Source organism: Nocardiopsis mwathae (assembly GCF_014201195.1).
Taxonomy (GTDB): Bacteria; Actinomycetota; Actinomycetes; order Streptosporangiales; family Streptosporangiaceae; genus Nocardiopsis_C; species Nocardiopsis_C mwathae.
On record NZ_JACHDS010000001.1, the window covers coordinates 5380120 to 5397153 of the forward strand.

Consider the following 17034-nt stretch of genomic DNA (forward strand, 5'->3'; position numbering starts at 1 on the left):
GCGGCTTCCGGATCGCGTTTTCCCGGCCCCGCCCCCGGTCCGGTGCGGCGATCGGTGCCCTGTCGCCCGCCGTCCCGCCGGCATCGCGCAGACCCGGGTCCATCACGAGGCCACCTCGTGCGCGCCCCCGCGGCCGAGTGTGTGGGTCCTATGGCCGAACCAGGCGGTCACCAGCACCATGATGAAGAGCAGGATCGGCAGGAGGCGGAACGCATCGGACAGCGACTCACTGCCGACCGCGCCGATCACCAGCGGCGCCAGAACGAAGGCCCCGTAACCCGCGGTGGTGAGTCGCGCAGTGGCCCGTTCGACGCCGTTCGCGCGGCTGCGGCCCATGACCGAATAGCCGATGGGTGCTGCCGGAGCCAGGCCGATCCCGATGAGCAGCATCCCCACCGCGCTTGCCCATGCTGCCCCGACCCCGACCAGGACGATCGCGCCCGTCAACACGATCCCGAGCCCGATCAGCAGCGTCTTCCAGTCGCCGAGCCGCCTTATGGCGGGAGTGGCGGCCGCGCGGCCGACCGCCGACGCAAGGTAGAGCGACGCGAGACCGAGGGCGCTCTGCGCCGCCCCCTGACCGGGCAGCTGGTCGATGAACAGCGCCGCGAACCCCTCCAACGCGGCGTCGACCGTGAACGCCCCGCACACGATGACGAACGCGAACACCGACGCCGCGGTCACGAGCCTCGTCAGGTCGCGACTCGCGCAGGGGCGCTCGCTTGTGGGCGTGTCGATGGTGGGGCGGTCCGCGACGGGCAGCCGCAGCGCCGCGATCGCGCCCGCGATACAGGCGAGGCCCGCCGCCCAGAACGACGGCGCGAAGCCGGTCTCGCCGTTGAGCAGGTACGCGAGTACCGCCGCGCTTGCGGCCGCGGCGCTGAACACGGCGTGCAGCTTCGACAGCAGGGTCCTGCCGCTCCTGTGTTCTTCGAGGCTGCCCGCGGCATTGGCCGCCACGTCGAACATCCCCAGCCCCACACCGGTGACCATGGCACCGATGGTGAACGTGATGAACGAGTCCAGCAGCGGCATGACGAGGAAGCCGAATCCGCTGGCGGCGGCGCCGAGGGCGAGGGTGAGCCGGACCGTGATCCGCTCGGCGATCCGGCCGGAGACGGTCGTGGCGGCGATGCCCGCACCGGCCATACAGGCCAGGGTGATGCCGATCCGGCCGACATCGAGGTCGAGCTCGTCGACGACCGCGGGTAGGGAGAGGGCCCAGGCTCCGACCTGGAAGCCCATGGCCCCGAAGGCGAGGACGAGCACCGTCGCCGCCCGCCTGCGGAGTCGCGTGGTCGACATATCCCCTCTGGGCACCTTCGACCCGGGTGGCCCGCACGCGAGGGCGCGGCCGGGTGAAGGCGTGGCGCCGCTGCGGCGGCCACTGCTCGCCTGATGACGACCACCGAACGGTACCGACAGGTCGGCTCGGGGTGAACGCGCTGGAGTGGCCGATTTCGGCCAGGGTGGTGTTCGCGCGGATCGGGGGCTGGGGTCGAGGGTGACGCTGGGCGTGCTCAGCCGGTCGTCTCGGCCCCGGCGAGGACTGCGGTGCTCAGAACCCGGCTGGCGCCGAGGACCTCGATGCCGAGGAGGTGGCCCTCGGCGTCGAAGTCGAGGATGATCTCGCCCTCCGGGTGAGGGGTGGGGATGGAGTGCTCCTGCGACGCCGCCTCGCCGTCGGCGATGGTGTCGACGACGGAGATGTAGGCGGCGTCGGCGTCCGCGTCGTAGGTGATGTTCATGCCAGGCCTTTCCTCGATCGATGCCGAACCGCAGACCGCGCGGCACGGCCCAGGCGCCCGCGCTTCCATGGCGTCAGCTCGTGCGGGTGTCGTCATCTTCCGTTTCCGCTGCGACCATGGCGTCGTACACGGGCGAAAGCGCACGCTGCAGTGCCGGGATCCCGTCCGCCCAGTGCTCCAGGGGGGCGAACGGCCGCGGCGGCCCGGGGAGTGGGACCGGGTCGGTGGCCGCCCAGAAGTCGGTGACGCGGTCGGCCAGCGGCGCCGCCTCGATCTCCAGTGCGCCGCGGGGGCGGTCGGCGCCGCTGCCGAACGCCTCCAGCGCCGCCACCAGCTCGTCCCACACGCATCCCCGCCATGCCAGGAACGCCGCGGGGTTCGAGTCGAAGAAGTCCGCCATCGCGTACAGCACGGCCGCCGCGTGCTTGCAGGGGTAACCCCAGTCCGGGCAGGAGCACGACGGCGTCATCTCCCCGAGGACCGGGAACAACTCCACGCCTGCGGCGGCGAACGCCTCCTCCACCTCCACCGGGAGCTCGCCCTCCTCCAGCCGACGCACCGCCTCGGCGGCGCCGGGGGATTCGGCCAGCGCCTCGGCGACCCGCTCCCACACCTCGAATTCGACCGGCTCGCAGTGGACCGTGACACGGTACGGCGTCGCCCGCGAGCCGCTCACGCGCGCCCGGGCCAGCCCCGGTTCCAGGTCGATGCGCTGCACCGACCCGTTGCGGGCGTACGTGCGCCCGCGCGAGAACCTGCCGGGGTCGCCGAAGGACGCGAAGCCCCGCACGAACCCGTGCCCCCACCACGTGTCGCCGACCGGCCCGCGCGCCCTCATCCCGACACCGCCTCGGGCGCCAGGTGGACGACCTCGCGCAGCTCCTCCACGCTCAGCTCGCTCAACCAGTCCTCGCCCCCGCCGCCGATGACCGTGTCCGCCAACGCCTTCTTCCGCTCGATCATCGCGTCGACGCGCTCCTCCAGCGTCCCCACGCAGATCATCTTGCGTACCTGCACCGTGCGCGTCTGCCCGATGCGGTACGCCCGGTCGGTCGCCTGGTCCTCCACGGCAGGGTTCCACCACCGGTCGAAGTGGACCACCTGGTTGGCGGCGGTCAGGTTCAGCCCGGTTCCGGCGGATTTCAGCGACAGCAGGAACACCGCCGGTCCGTCCATCTCCTGGAAGCGCTCCACCATGGCCTCGCGCCGCTTGCGCGGGGTCCCGCCGTGCAGCCACAGCACCGGCGCCTTGATCCGCCCCTCCAGGTAGGGGGCGAGCCGGTCACCGAACTCGGTGTACTGGGTGAAGCACAGCGCCTTGTCGCCCTCCTCCGCCATTTCGGCCAGCAGCTCCTCCAGCCGGGCGAGCTTGCCGGAGCGCCCCTGCAGCCGGGACCCGTCGCCGAGCAGGTGGGCGGGGTGGTTGCAGACCTGCTTGAGCCGGGTCATGGTGGCCAGGACCAGCCCCTTGCGCCGGATCCCGGTCGCCTCGTCGACGGTCTTCAGCATCTCGTCCACAGCCGCCTTGTACAGCGACGCCTGCTCGGCGGTGAGCGTGCACCACGTCTTCATCTCCTGCTTCTCGGGCAGGTCGGCGATGATGGAGGTGTCGGTCTTGACCCGGCGCAGGACGAAGGGGGCCGTGGCGCGCCGCAGCCGCAGCACCGCCTTCTCCCCTTCCTCTCCCGACGGGGCGCGCTCGATGGCCGAGGCCGTCCGCTTCTCGAACCCCTCGCGCGAGCCGAGCAGGCCCGGGTTGGCGAACTCCATGATCGACCAGAGCTCGCCGAGCCGGTTCTCCACCGGCGTACCGGTGAGCGCGACCCGGGAGACGGCCGGGACCGACCGCACCGCCGACCAGGTGGCGGTGCGCGAGTTCTTGATGTTCTGCGCCTCGTCGCAGGCCACGCGCTGCCAGTCCAGCGCCGCGAGATCTTCGGCGTCGCGGCGGACCGTGCCGTAGGTGGTGACGACCAGGTCGGCGGCGGCGCAGGCCGCCTTGAGGTCGGCGCCGCGCGGCCGGTCGGGGCCGTGCTGGATGTGCACGGTGAGGCCGGGGGTGAAGCGTTCCGCCTCCTTGTGCCAGTTGCCGACCAGGGAGGTGGGGCACACCACCAGCGTGGGGGCGGGCCGCCGGCCGTCGGTGCGCTCCTCGGCCAGTACCGCCAGCAACTGCACGGTCTTGCCCAGGCCCATGTCGTCGGCGAGCACCGCGCCCAGCCCGAGCCGACCCAGGTAGCGTAGCCAGGCGGCGCCTCGGCGCTGGTAGGGCCGCAGCCGCGCGTCCAGCCCCGGCGGCTCCTCCATCGGGGAGAACTCCTGCTCGGCACGGCCGGACAGCAGCGCCCCGAGGTCGCCGTCGGCGGCGACCTCCCCGACGTGTATCCCCTCGACGTCGGGCTGCAGTGCGAGGCGCAGCGCTTCGGTCTCGGAGACGGTGCCCGAACCGCGCCGAGCGATGGCGTCGGCGGCGGCCTTGAGCCGGTCCGGGTCCAGGTGGACCCATTCGCCCCGCATCCGCAGCAGCGGTGCTTTGAGCCTGGCCAACTCCTCCAGCTGCCCGGGGGTGAGCTCGACGTCGCCGAGCGCCAGGCGGTAGTCGAACTCGACGAGCCGGTCGCCGATGCCAGCCACAGCCGAGCCTGCGTTCTCGGTGGGTTCGTGCAGGTGGAGGGCGGCCGTGAGGTCGCGCCGGCCCGCCCACGGCGGCAGCATCAGCCCGAATCCGGCCTCCGCGAGGGCGGGGGCGTGGCGGGTGAGGAAGGCGCAGGCCTCAGTGGTGTCGAGTTCCACGGACCCCGGGGCTCGGGCGTCCCCGGCCTTGGCGAGGGGTGGGTACAGGGCGATGGCGCGGCGCAGGGCGGCGTCCAAGGCGGGGCCGGGGTTGCGTGGCAGCCAGTCGGCGCCGGTTCCCGCCAGTGCGTCGTCGAGCGGGAGCATGAGCGAGGGCTCCTCGGCCGACTGCGCCCACAGCTCCAGGCGCCAGGGGGTGTCCTCCTCTGCCACGGCGAGGGCGGTAGCGAGGTCGTCGCCCCCTTCCTGGTCCTGCGCGTCCTCCTCCGGGTGCTCAGCGCCCACCGGTATCGGCTCCGGTTCGACCAGGCGGAAGACGAGGCGGAGGGCTCCGGCCTGCTGGTGGGCCTGGGCGAACCAGTCGGCCAGGGCCTGGGTGAGCCGGGTGCGGTCGCGGGGCGGGGCGTGGCCGAGGATGTAGCCGTCGTCGACCAGCAGCGCCTCGAACCAGTCCTGGTACAGCGGCGGACCCGACGGAAGCTCGAAGTCATGCCCGTCCAGCCGCTCGCGGACGATCCGGTCGGTGAAGGCGCACAGCGCGTCGAGGGCGTCCAGGACCACGGCCGAACCGATCTTCCAGGGGTCGGCGGGCGCGGTGCTGTGGTGCGCGCGGAGGACCGGCGGGACGGCGGCCGCGAACGAGCGCAACCAGGCGAAGGCCTGCGGGTCGAGCACGGGGTACCACGACGCACTGGAGTGCGGCATGTCCCCGGGCCACGGCTCGTGGGTGTCCCCGCCGTCCCACCGGGGGATGACCCGGCCCGAGTCGACGAGGCTTTCGGCCGCCTGCACCAGGGTCTGGAAGTGCGGCAGCGACATGCTCGCCGAACCCGCTGCCGTGGAGCGCAACCGGCGCAGTACACGCAGGGTGTCGCCCGGATTCAGCTCCAGCGCCGGGACCGTCCAGCAGCGCAGGCCGGTTCGGGCGGCGGCGACGCGCGGCGCTTCGGGCAGGACGCCCAGGGCCGGGGGCGGGAAGGGGTGGTTCGGGCCGCCGGGCAGGTGCAGCTCGGCGTCGACGGGGAATGGCGGCAGGGGCGGGAGGTCGGCGCCGTCGCCGTCACCGAGGCCGAAGCGGGGGTCCGCGACGCGGTCGGTGATGAGCGCGGCGAGCCTGCTCGGCCTGATACCGAGCAGGGCCGCGACTTCCCCCGTGAGGGCCTCGTGGCCCAGGGCGTAGGGGTGGGGACGGATTCCCCTTCTGGACGAGGTCGAGGCCGGCAGCGCGGAGTCCAGGCCCCAGACGCAGAGTCGGCCCCGACCCCAGAAGGCTTCGAGGACACGCACGCCTTCCATGGTGCCGTCTGGTGGAAGGAAGTGCGACGGGTTCGATGGGGTTCGGTGATTGGGTACGTGGCCGAACGAAGCGGTCATGATCGCGTCATTCGGCCGCCCCGGGGCTCGTCGCCCACCGGATCCTCCGATGATCTCGGGGATATCGGGGTCCGACGCGCGATCTCACCCCGACTGTCCCCGAGATCAACGGAAGGGCGGGACGGAGGCGGGAGTAAGGGGAGACGCGAAGAAGCCCTGCTCGCTGGCCGGGCGGCGCAGCATGCGGTAGAGGGCTGTCTGGCCGACGAGCATGAGTGGGAGGAGGGGGAGGACCGCCGTGCCGATCAGGTGCAGCGTGCCGGGGGGCGCGGCGGCCAGCGGGAGATCGAGAGCCAGGCCGACCAGCACGGGGACCGTGCCGATGGCCAGGGCTGAGGTGTGGCGGGACAGGTGCGGTCCCGACAGGCCGGACGTGGCCGCGAGGGCTCCCGCGATGGCGGTGGTGATGGCGGCCGCCGCGAGCGGCCGGTCCACCGTTATCGGGTCGGCGGTGGGAAGCAGTGCCGGTGCCACCGCGAGGACGAACGCGACGGCGACCGCGCCGAGGCCGATCCGGGCCAGGGGGCGGGTGAGGCGGGCGGCTTCGTCGGCGCTCGTGGCCGTGTCGGCGCTGGACACCGGCCCCGAGGAGTCGGCGTGCGGCGGCACCAGTCGTCCGGCGCCGAAGGCGGCACCCCGGAGCAGGAACAGCACGGTCACCGCGACCGCGCAGGCCAGGGCGACCGGCGACAGCGGGTCGCCGCCGGAGAGCAGGCCGCCGAGGACCAACCCCCAGGTCGTTGCCAGGACCCAGCTCCCGGCGGTGACCGCCGTGTCGCAGGCGGCCCGCCAACCGGGGGCGTCCAGCCGGGCCCGGAACCACAGCCCCGCGTCGCGGAACAGCCACCCGGCCAGCAGTGCGCTGAAGACCGCCCACAGCCCGCCGCCGAACAGCAGACCCTTCAGCGCGGGGAAGAGCCCGGCCACGACGCCGACCGCGGCCACGAGCCACACCTCGGTGCCGAGGAAGTAGGGCGCGATCGCCGACACCAGGCGGCGCCGCTCCGCCGGGGTCCGGGTGAGGTAGGGCACGAGCATGCCCAGGCCGATGTCGCACCCGGCGAGGACGAAGTACCCGACGGCCAGGCAGGACAGGAGAAGGACGGGGACGGTTTCCATGCGGGCTCCTGGAGGCTGGAGGCGGACTCGGTGCGGGGCGGAGCGGCGGTCACAGCGACGGGGGCCGGACCCGGTCGGGGCCCTCGTCGGGCGCGGACAGGTCGGGGGAGGCCAGGGGGCTCGCGTCGGGGCCGCGCCGGGCGAAGCGGATCAGCAGCGCGGCGGTGACCGTCCCCAGCAGGGCGACGGCGAGGGTGAAGAAGGCGAAGGACACCCCGGCCATGAGCGGCGGCATCTCGGTCACGGCGTCCGCGGTGGCCAGGTGGTGGCGCACGACCCACGGCTGGCGTTCCGTCTCGCGGAAGACCCACCCGCCCACGCTCGCGGCGTAGGGCAGCACGGGTACGACGGCGAGCAGCCGCAGGTGCCAGCGCCACCGGTCGAGCCGCCCGACCAGCCACACCACCGCCGCGAGCGCGCCGACGCAGAACAGCAGGGCCCAGGCCAGCATCATCAGGGCCAGCCCCAGGCCGCCGAAGACCTGGGCGGCACCCGCACCCCCGTCCGCGTACCCCTGCTCGATGGCCGCGATCTCGGCCGCGGTGTAGGTGGCCCCGCTGGTCGGGGGGTCCCGGCGGAACAGCGCGAACTGCGACCCGCCGCTGATCAGCGTGGGGATCAGGCCGGCGAGCAGGAGCGCCACCCCGTGCCGCACCCCGCGCCGGTACATCCCGTCGGGGTCGTCGCCGCGGCGCAGGTGGTGGGCGCTGACCGCCGCGACGACGGCGCCGCCCACCAGCATCGTCGACGTCACCACGTGGGCGAACGCCAGCAGCGCGGACGGGTTGGCCAGCAGCGCCCCCACGTCGTCGATGACCGCCGTGCCGTCCTCGATAGCGAAGCCCGCGGGCCACTTCAAGAATCCGTTGGCGACGAGGACCCAATAGGCGGAGGCGTAGGCCGTGGCGGTGACGACGAGGAAGCAGCCCCAGTGCGCCCACCGGCCCATCCGGTCCCACCCGAAGATCCACAGGCCGAGGAAGGTCGACTCGACGAAGAACGCCGCCATGGACTCCACGGCCAGCAGCGCCCCGAACGTGTAGCCGAACATGGTGCCCAGGCCGGACCAGTTGAGCGCCAACTGCAACTCCATGACCAGCCCGGACAGCACGCCCATCGCATAGTTCAGCACGTAGAGCCCACCCCAGAACCGCACCGCGCGCATCCGCGCCGCGTCGCGCCTCAGGGTCGCGCTGAGCTGGCAGAACAGTACGTAGGGCGCCAGGCCCAGAGTGAACGCGACGAACATGTAGTGCGTCGCGGCGGTCAGCGCGAACTGCAGCCGCGCGAGCAGAAGCGGGTCGTCGAACATGGTCGCGGCAGGCCCTCACCGGTCGGGGAACATCCGCAGGCCATGCTCGGCCGGAGGCCGCCTCCCGGGAATCGCCCCTGAGCAGGCTTCCGGCCTACACCCCCGGGAGACGCCGGAAGGCCGGGCCTACGCCCCGCGATGTAGTGGGTGGGTGCCGCCACGACCACTGTTGTCGGCCCCGGCGCCGACAGGGGTCCGCGCGGTGGGGAGATTCCGACGTTGCCGCTCTCCGGTGGAGGCCCGGTCAGCTGCCTGCTCGCGGCCCCGAGCCGCGATCGTGTGCAGGTGGGTGTGGATCAGGCCGGAACCGGCTGCGGGCTTTCCTGCAGCGGGGCGGCTTCGATGATCGATTCGAGGAGCGCGCGCGACGACTGTAGGTCGTCGATCTTGGTGGTCATCGTGTCCCGGGCCGCCGAGAGCTCGGTGACCATCTCCGCGCAGGTCGGCACGGGAGTGTCCGAGTCTCCTCGGAAGCAGTGCAGAACCTGCGCGATGAGTTCCGTGTTCAACCCCGCCGCGATCAGGGTCCGGATGCGGTGGACGACCTTGATGTCGGCCTCGGTGTAGTCGCGGTACCCGCTGGGGCGCCGTAGTGGCGACAGCAGGCCCTGTTCCTCGTAGTAGAGCAGGGAGCGCACGCTGACGCCGGTCCGGTGGGAAAGTTCGCCGATACGCATGTGATCCGCCTCCCGGCACTTGACTCTCACGTCGATGTCAGAGTTCACGGTCCTTCCGCGGACCGGGCGCGAGGCGCACCCCGGCCCGGCGGGGCCGGGTGCGGGCGTGTGTCACGTCGTCCCCTGGTGAACGACGTGGAGGAGGAAACGACCGTGGAGAAGACGACGCCAGGGCGTGCCGGGCGGCGCGCATGGATCGGGCTGGGGGTGCTCGCCCTGCCCACGATGGTGCTGTCGATGGATCTGACGGTGCTGCACCTTGCGGCGCCGACGCTGAGCGCGGACCTGAACCCCTCCGGCAGCCAGCTGCTGTGGATTCTGGACATCTACGGATTCATGGTCGCGGGCTTCCTGCCGGTCATGGGCAACCTCGGGGCCCGTGGGCCCAGCGTCAGAGGGTCAGGCCAGCCGCCGGATGTCGCCGCGGACGCGGTAGAAGCCGCCGCGGCTCGACTCGGCGATGTCGGCGACGACGTAGCGTGCGCCCGGGTGGCGGATGTCCTTGGGGAACTGGACGCGCCAGGTGGGGTCGAAGCCCGGGGAGGCGACGCGTACGCGCAGGCGACCGTCGTCGTCCACGCATTCGACGACGACCCCGTCGACGTCGGCGATGTCGGCCGCGGTGACGGTCTCCAGCTCGGCCGAGGGGGTGACGGCGTCCCACGCGGGCGCCTTGACGTCCACCGCGTCGGGGACGGAGCCCTGTTCGGCCGCGGTGACGGCCGATTCGCTGGCGTCGATGCAGGCCAGGGAGCCGTCGGTGGTGACGACGTAGAGGCGGTCGCCGTGGAACTGCATCGAGTAGGCCGCCCCGCAGCCCGTGGCGAGCTTCCACAGGCGGCGCCCGTCGCGGGCGAAGCAGTAGACCGATGAGTGGGAGTCGCCGGCGAAGACGTAGCGTCCGTCCGGCGAGGCGGCGCAGGAGAACACCGACGCGTCGCACCGGTAGACCGAACGCAGGGCGCCGTCCTTGCCGATCCGGTCGACCGTGCCGGCTCTGGTCCCCGCGAAGACCTCGTCCCCCTCCTGCCAGCCGAACAGCACCGAGCCGCTGGTCGGCGTGGTCCACCGCTCGTCACCGGTGCGGGAGTCGTACATCGCCACGCCGCGGGAGTGGCCGTGGTAGACGCCGTCCTCGTCGCAGCGCACCATCCACCCCGACCGCCCGGAGCCGCTGCGCGCCCATTGGAAGTCGTCCTCGTGGTCGATCATGGTGATGCGCCCGTCGGCGTCGGAGACACCCAGCACGCCGTCGTGGATATCCAGCCAGAAGATGTCGACGTCCTCGGCGATCTCGTAGGCGACGTGCGGGATCTTGGCGCCGAGGTCGTAGACCTTGCCGTCGTCGCACCCGGCGTAGATCCAGAAGTCGTCGGAGACGATGCACTTCACGCCGTCGGGCAGCCCGTAGCGGGCGGTCACCGAGCCGTCGTGCGCGAGCGTGTAGACGTCCCCGGCCTGGTTGCCGACCCAGCAGCGCTCGTCGTCGACGAAGATCCCGAGCGCCGGGCTCCCGGAGCGGAACCGCCACAGCACCGGCGCGCGGCGGGCCGTGGAGCGTCGGCTCACGATCTGCCGCCGGGTGGCCGGGCGCCGCTTGCGGACGCCCCGTACGGCCGGCGCGTACCCCTTGCGCAGCTTCTCCGCGATCTTCTTCGACGCCGCGGCCTCGGCCTTCGCCCGCGTCGCGTAACTCGCGGTCCGGCTCTGCCCGGTCTCTCCGATGCGCCCGTAGCGGATCGCGACCTCGGTGCCCTCGACCACGACCTCGTAGAACTTGTGCGCGCCGCAGCCCTCCTGTGACAGCTCCAGGTACGTGCGGGGGTCGATCGTGTGGTTGGACATGGCTCCGACCTTCGAAATGAGCGCAGGGGACAGTGAACGGCCAACGGATCGGAAGATTTTGTCGCTGATCCGCGATCGGTTCCGAATCTAGAAGGGGGTGCCGACAGTCTCGGCGTGCAGCCGTGCGCTCGGGAGGACCGGCCCCGTCGGAGGTCCAGAGTGGATCCACTTCAACTTTTGACTTATTCCAGAAAACGCGGCAGACTTCATGACATGCCAACGCCCACAGACTTCGAGCGCATGCTGCGCGAGGTCGGGCTGCGGGTGACGGCCCCTCGGGTCGCCGTGTTGTCCGCCGTGAACGACCACCCGCACGCCGACACAGAGGCCATCTTCGGCGTCGTGCGGGGAAAGCTCGGCGCGGTGTCCCACCAGGCCGTCTACGACGTGCTCAAGGCGCTGACCAGCACCGGCCTGGTGCGGCGCATCCAGCCACGGGGCTTCGTGGCCCGCTATGAGACGCGGGTCGGCGACAACCACCACCACGTCGTGTGCCGGTCCTGCGGTGCCATCGCCGACATCGACTGCGCCGTCGGCCATGCACCGTGCCTGACCGCGTCCGACGACCACGGCTTCTCGATCGACGAGGCCGAAGTCGTCTACTGGGGCCTGTGCCCCGACTGCTCCACCACACGCAGTTCCTGAATCACGCTGTACTCCTTGTCCCGGAAGGATTCTCATGTCCGAAAGCCACGACGCCCTCCCCAACGCCGCACAGGCGGAGAGCGGAGGCTGTCCGGTCGCACACGGCCGCGCGCCGCACCCTACGCAGGGTGACGCCAACCGCGGCTGGTGGCCCAACCGGCTCAACCTGAAGATCCTCGCCAAGAACCCGGCCGTGGCCGACCCCATGGGCGAGGAGTTCGACTACGCCGCCGAGTTCAAGACCCTCGACCTCGACGCCGTGAAGCGTGACATCGCCGAGGTGCTCACCACCTCCCAGGACTGGTGGCCCGCCGACTTCGGCCACTACGGCCCGCTGATGATCCGCATGGCCTGGCACAGCGCCGGCACCTACCGCGTCAGCGACGGCCGCGGCGGCGGTGGCGCCGGCCAGCAGCGCTTCGCGCCGCTCAACAGCTGGCCGGACAACGGCAACCTCGACAAGGCCCGCCGCCTGCTGTGGCCGGTCAAGAAGAAGTACGGCCGCAAGATCTCGTGGGCCGACCTGATGATCCTCACCGGCAACGTGGCGCTGGAGTCGATGGGCTTCAAGACCTTCGGCTTCGCCGGCGGGCGCGTCGACGTCTGGGAGCCCGACGAGGACGTCTACTGGGGCCCCGAGACCGGCTGGCTCGACGACGAGCGCTACACCGGCGACCGCGACCTTGAGAAGCCGCTGGCCGCCGTCCAGATGGGCCTCATCTACGTCAACCCGGAGGGCCCCAACGGCAACCCGGACCCGCTGGCCGCCGCCCGCGACATCCGCGAGACCTTCGGCCGGATGGCGATGAACGACGAGGAGACCGTCGCGCTGATCGCCGGCGGCCACACCTTCGGCAAGACCCACGGTGCGGCCCCCGACAGCCACCTCGGCCCGGAGCCCGAGGCCGCTCCGCTGGAGGCCCAGGGCCTGGGCTGGCAGAACAGCCACGGCACCGGCAAGGGCGGCGACGCCATCACCAGCGGCCTGGAGGTCACCTGGACCAGCACGCCCACCCAGTGGAGCAACGGGTTCTTTGCGAACCTGTTCGGCTACGAGTACGAGCTCACGCAGAGCCCGGCCGGCGCGCACCAGTGGGTCGCCAAGGACGCCGAGGCCACCGTGCCCGACGCCCACGACCCGTCCAAGAAGCACGCTCCGACCATGCTCACGACCGACCTGGCGCTCCGCTTCGACCCGATCTACGAGCCGATCTCGCGGCGCTTCATGGAGCACCCCGAGGAGTTCGCCGACGCCTTCGCCCGCGCGTGGTTCAAGCTGACCCACCGCGACATGGGCCCGGTCGCGCGCTACCTCGGCCCGGAGGTTCCCTCCGAGGTGCTGCTGTGGCAGGACCCGATCCCCGCGCCCGACTACGAGATCATCGGTGACGCGGAGATCGCCGACCTCAAGACCCGGATCGCCGAGTCCGGCCTGAGCGTCAAGCAGCTCGTCTCCACCGCGTGGGCGGCGGCCTCGTCCTTCCGCGGCAGCGACAAGCGCGGCGGCGCCAACGGCGGCCGCATCCGCCTGGAGCCGCAGAACACCTGGGAGGTCAACGAGCCCGAGAAGCTCGCGCCCGTCCTGCGCACCCTGGAGGACGTCCAGAAGGCCTTCAACGCCGCCCAGACCGGCGGCAAGCAGGTGTCCTTCGCCGACCTCGTGGTCCTCGCCGGCTGCGTGGGCGTCGAGCAGGCCGCCAAGGCCGCCGGCTTCGACATCCAGGTGCCCTTCACCCCGGGCCGCGGCGACGCCACCCAGGAGCAGACGGACGTCGAGTCCTTCTCCCACCTGGAGCCGACCGCGGACGGGTTCCGCAACTACCTCGGCAAGGGGCACCGCCTCCCGACGGAGTACCTGCTCATCGACAAGGCGAACCTGCTCACCCTGAGCGCGCCCGAGATGACGGTCCTCGTCGGCGGCCTGCGGGTCCTGGGCGCCAACTTCCAGGACTCCGAGCTGGGCGTCCTCACCGACGCGCCGGGCACGCTGACCAACGACTTCTTCGTGAACCTGCTCGACCTGGGCAACACGTGGAAGCCGACGGACGACACCTCCGAGACCTTCGAGTGCCGCAGCGACGCCACCGGCGAGGTGCTGTGGACCGGCAGCCGGGCCGACCTGGTCTTCGGGTCCAACTCCGAGCTGCGGGCGCTGGCGGAGGTCTACGCGGCCGACGACGCCAAGGAGAAGTTCGTCAGCGACTTCGTGGCGGCGTGGGACAAGGTCATGAACCTCGACCGGTTCGACCTGGCCTGATCCGCACGGGCCGGTGAGCTCGGGCGCCACTCTGAGGAGTGGGTTCGAGCCCACCACCCGGCACTTGGCCGGGCACCGGCCGTGAACCGCTGAAGCAGACGCTCGGCCGGGGTGATCCCGGCCGAGCGTCCTGCGTTTCGCCCGCCTCTCCGACGCTCAGGACAGGCCGGTGATCTCCCCGTCCTCGTCGAGGTCGATGCCGTAGGCCGCGGGCGAGCTGCCCAGCCCCGGCATGGTCTGCATCGTCCCGCAGATCAGGTAGACGTACCCGGCGCCCGCCGCCGGGCGGGCCTCCCGGACGGGCAGGGTCCAGCCGGTGGGCGCACCGCGCAGGGACGGGTCGGCGGACAGCGACAGGTGCGTCTTGGCGATGCACACCGGTAGCTGCCCCAGGCCGTTGCGCTCGCAGGCCCGGACCTGGCGCTCGGCCGCCTCGGAGAACTCGGCGCCGTCGGCACCGTAGACGCTGCGCGCCACCGCCTCCACCTTGTCCCGGATCGGGGCGTCCTCGGGGTAGAGGGGCGCGTAGGCGGAGGGCTCTTCGGCCGCTTCGGCCACGGCCCGCGCCAGGTCCTCGGCTCCCCGGCCGCCTTCGGCGACGTTCGTGCACACCGCGCTGCGCGCCCCGGACTCGGCCGCGATCCGGCGCACCTCCTCCAGCTCCGAGGCGTGGTCGGTGGGGAAGGCGTTGATCGCGACGACCGGGGACACCCCGTGCAGGCGGCAGTTCTCGATCTGCTTGACGAGGTTGGGCGCGCCCGCGCGGACGTCGTCCGGGGACTCCTGCAGCATCTCCTCGGGGAGCGGGCGTCCGGCGGCCACCGCGTGGCGGCCCGAGTGGGCCTTGAGCGCCCGGACGGTCGCCACCACGACGGCGGCGTCGGGGGCCTCGCCCGACACGCGGCACTTGATGTTGAAGAAGCGCTCCGCCCCCATGTCGGCACCGAACCCGGCCTCGGTGACCAGGAAGTCGCCGCAGCGCAGCCCGATGAGGTCGGCGATCACCGAGGAGTTGCCGGTGGCGATGTTGCCGAACGGTCCGGTGTGCACCAGGACCGGGGTGTGCTCCAGCGTCTGCAGCAGGTTGGGCTTGACCGCCTCGCTCAGGACCGCCGCCATGGACCCGGCGCCGCCGATCTGCTCGGCGGTCACCGGCTTGCCCGCGCGGCTGCCGGCCACGATGATGCGCCCCAGCCGCGCGCGCATGTCGCGCGTGGAGGAGGACAGCGAGAGCAGCGCCATGACCTCGGACGCGGCCGTGATGTCGAAGCCGGTCTGGCGGGGCACGCCGTCGACCCGGCGGCCCAGGCCGGTGATGACGGAGCGCAGGGAGCGGTCGTTGACGTCGAGTACCCGCCGCCAGGAGATGTTGTGCGGGTCGATGTCCAGTGCGTTGTCCCGGTAGAGGTGGTTGTCCACGAGCGCGGCCAGCAGGTTGTGGGCAGCACCGACCGCGTGGATGTCGCCGGTCAGGTGCAGGTTGAGCCGCTCCATCGGCACGACCTGGCTGTAGCCGCCGCCGGCCGCGCCGCCCTTGATCCCGAAGACGGGGCCCATGGAGGGCTGGCGCAGCGCGATGGAGGTGCGGTGGCCGATGCGGTTGAGCCCGTCGCCGAGTCCGACCGTGATGGTGGTCTTGCCCTCGCCCAGTGGGGTCGGGGTCACCGCGGTCACGACGACGTACCGGGCGCGCGGGCGCGCGGCGAGCTCGGTGAGCGCGGACAGGCGGATCTTGGCGACGTGGTCGCCGTAGGGTTCGAGCAGCTCAGGCGGGAGACCCATGCGTTCGGCGACGCTCGTGAGCGGTTCCGGCGCCGCGTCGCGGGCGATCTCCAGGTCGGTCGGGATACGCAACGACATCAACCCCCAGCGGCCCCTCGCCCCAGCGGGACACTGCCCTCCCGGCCTGACACGCGGGACGAGGAACCCGACGTTGGACTGTAGGAGAACCTGCACCCACATTGTCGACGAGAGTTGGGTATGGCGCAACCAGTTTCGTATGGCGCAATGATCGGTCCACCTTGGGCACGGTGAAGGGACCTGTGGAGCGTGGACGAGGCGAACCCGCACGGCAGGGCAGAGACCGGGAGTCAGACGGTCGCGCACTCGGCGAGTGAGGAGGATGGATCGGCCGGGAGGCTGGACACTGAGCCCCCTGGACACTGGTCAGCCGATGTAGGGAGTACTCCGGCCGTCGAGTGCGTGGGTGATCCGCAGGCACATGGAGGCATGCACCTGATAGCCATCGATCTCGGCGGGCGGGATCCAGGTGACTTCGGATGACTCGCTGCTCGGCGTCGGCTGACCCCCTGTTGCACGGGCAGAGAACACGAATGAGCATTCCTGGCGGCACTCGCCATCGCTGGTGTAGTAGACGACGTGGTTGGGATCGGTGTAGATGCCGACAAGCCCGGTGATCTCGCAGCGAATGCCGGTCTCCTCCAGGACCTCGCGGACGCCTGCATCGGCGAGTCGTTCGCCGATGTCCATGGCTCCCCCGGGCATGGCCCAGTTGCCGTTGTCGGTCCGGCGGATCATCAGAAGATCCCCGGAGTCGTTGAACACCGCGACGTTCACGGACGGCACGATGCTGTTGGGCTTCGGCGCGTTCGGATCGTTCAGGTAGTCGATGCGGCGTCCCACAGGCCTCGTGTCCTTCCCTGTCGGCGATCGGGCTCCCGGAGTCGCCCAACCGTGAAGCGAGTTCCGCTGGTGACCCTCCGTCGGTGTATGAGTCTCATACATTTCGGTTCGTTGGCGCGGAGTTTGATCAGCCTGTGATGTGCTCGCCGTGTTCGAGGTAGCGGGTGCCGCTTTCGCTGCGGGCCTCGGCCGCCTGGACGATGCGGCGGGCCAGGCGCGGGATGGTCGCCTCGTGGATCGTGCTGATGTCGTGGAACTCGTAGCCGGTCAGCTCCTGAGGCGCCAGCTGGATCTTGTCGCGGTGTACCTGGTCGATCACGCCTCCCTCGAAGATGAACAGCTGCTTGTCGCCCTCCTTGGGGTTGGGCGCCCAGTCCGTCACGAGCAACCTGCCGATCGGGAGCTCGATACCGAGTTCTTCCCGGACTTCGCGTGCTGCGGCTTGTCTCGGCGTCTCGCCGTGTTCGATGTAGCCGCCCGGGATATCGCGATAGTCCTTGTAGGAGGGGATGACCATGAGGACGCGGTCCCTGCCGTCGAAGAACAGGACACCGGCGGCGGCCCTGGGACGTGCGAAGTTCTCGGGCGGATCAGTCGTCACCCTCGCGACTCTAGGGATCG

General features: G+C 71.5%; 13 protein-coding genes and 1 pseudogene. 3 read left to right on the forward strand and 11 right to left on the reverse strand.

Annotated elements, in window-relative coordinates:
* Positions 1-102: 102 nt before the first annotated feature.
* From HNR23_RS23580 to HNR23_RS23610, 7 genes are all read right to left on the reverse strand, one after another.
* Entirely contained in the window at positions 103-1305 is a 1203-nt protein-coding gene (locus tag HNR23_RS23580) for an MFS transporter (protein ID WP_184078826.1), read from the reverse strand.
* A gap of 215 nt (positions 1306-1520) precedes the next feature.
* Entirely contained in the window at positions 1521-1748 is a 228-nt protein-coding gene (locus tag HNR23_RS23585) for a DUF2283 domain-containing protein (RefSeq protein WP_184078828.1), read from the reverse strand.
* Positions 1749-1821: 73 nt separating this feature from the next.
* Positions 1822-2586: an SWIM zinc finger family protein gene (locus HNR23_RS23590; protein ID WP_184078830.1), complete on the reverse strand. Its 765-nt coding sequence runs from the start codon at positions 2584-2586 to the stop codon at positions 1822-1824.
* A complete protein-coding gene (locus tag HNR23_RS23595; RefSeq protein WP_343070689.1) occupies positions 2583-5828 on the reverse strand; it encodes a DEAD/DEAH box helicase in 3246 nt (1081 codons plus the stop codon). Before HNR23_RS23595 ends, HNR23_RS23590 begins: the two co-directional genes overlap by 4 nt.
* A gap of 192 nt (positions 5829-6020) precedes the next feature.
* A complete protein-coding gene (locus tag HNR23_RS23600; protein WP_184078834.1) occupies positions 6021-7034 on the reverse strand; it encodes a cytochrome d ubiquinol oxidase subunit II in 1014 nt (337 codons plus the stop codon).
* Positions 7035-7083: 49 nt separating this feature from the next.
* On the reverse strand, positions 7084-8346 hold the full coding sequence (locus tag HNR23_RS23605) for a cytochrome ubiquinol oxidase subunit I (RefSeq protein WP_184078836.1): 1263 nt from the start codon (positions 8344-8346) through the stop codon (positions 7084-7086).
* 296 nt (positions 8347-8642) lie between these two features.
* A complete protein-coding gene (locus tag HNR23_RS23610; RefSeq protein ID WP_184078838.1) occupies positions 8643-9023 on the reverse strand; it encodes a MerR family transcriptional regulator in 381 nt (126 codons plus the stop codon).
* Between the two features lie 135 nt (positions 9024-9158).
* Between HNR23_RS23610 and HNR23_RS27810 the strand changes: the two are divergent.
* Positions 9159-9404, forward strand: a pseudogene (locus HNR23_RS27810) (MFS transporter); the annotation flags it as partial.
* Positions 9405-9422: 18 nt separating this feature from the next.
* Here the strand turns inward: HNR23_RS27810 and HNR23_RS23615 are convergent.
* Complete coding sequence (locus HNR23_RS23615) at positions 9423-10868, reverse strand: WGR domain-containing protein (RefSeq protein WP_184078840.1); 1446 nt, start codon at positions 10866-10868, stop codon at positions 9423-9425.
* A 213-nt stretch (positions 10869-11081) separates the two neighbouring features.
* Between HNR23_RS23615 and HNR23_RS23620 the strand changes: the two genes are divergently transcribed.
* Both HNR23_RS23620 and katG read left to right on the forward strand, forming a co-directional pair.
* On the forward strand, positions 11082-11513 hold the full coding sequence (locus HNR23_RS23620) for a Fur family transcriptional regulator (protein WP_184078843.1): 432 nt from the start codon (positions 11082-11084) through the stop codon (positions 11511-11513).
* Positions 11514-11547: 34 nt separating this feature from the next.
* Entirely contained in the window at positions 11548-13770 is a 2223-nt protein-coding gene (gene katG / locus HNR23_RS23625) for a catalase/peroxidase HPI (RefSeq protein ID WP_184078845.1), read from the forward strand.
* A 156-nt stretch (positions 13771-13926) separates the two neighbouring features.
* Here the strand turns inward: katG and HNR23_RS23630 are convergent, their stop codons facing one another.
* From HNR23_RS23630 to HNR23_RS23640, 3 genes are all read right to left on the reverse strand, one after another.
* The gene (locus tag HNR23_RS23630; RefSeq protein ID WP_221308231.1) at positions 13927-15630 is read right to left on the reverse strand and encodes a formate--tetrahydrofolate ligase; all 1704 of its coding nucleotides are present in this window, start codon (positions 15628-15630) and stop codon (positions 13927-13929) included.
* Between the two features lie 306 nt (positions 15631-15936).
* Positions 15937-16413 (reverse strand): NUDIX domain-containing protein, encoded by a 477-nt coding sequence (locus HNR23_RS23635; RefSeq protein WP_184078847.1) that lies wholly within the window; start codon positions 16411-16413, stop codon positions 15937-15939.
* A 127-nt stretch (positions 16414-16540) separates the two neighbouring features.
* The gene (locus HNR23_RS23640; RefSeq protein WP_343070690.1) at positions 16541-17014 is read right to left on the reverse strand and encodes an NUDIX hydrolase; all 474 of its coding nucleotides are present in this window, start codon (positions 17012-17014) and stop codon (positions 16541-16543) included.
* Positions 17015-17034 lie beyond the last annotated feature (20 nt).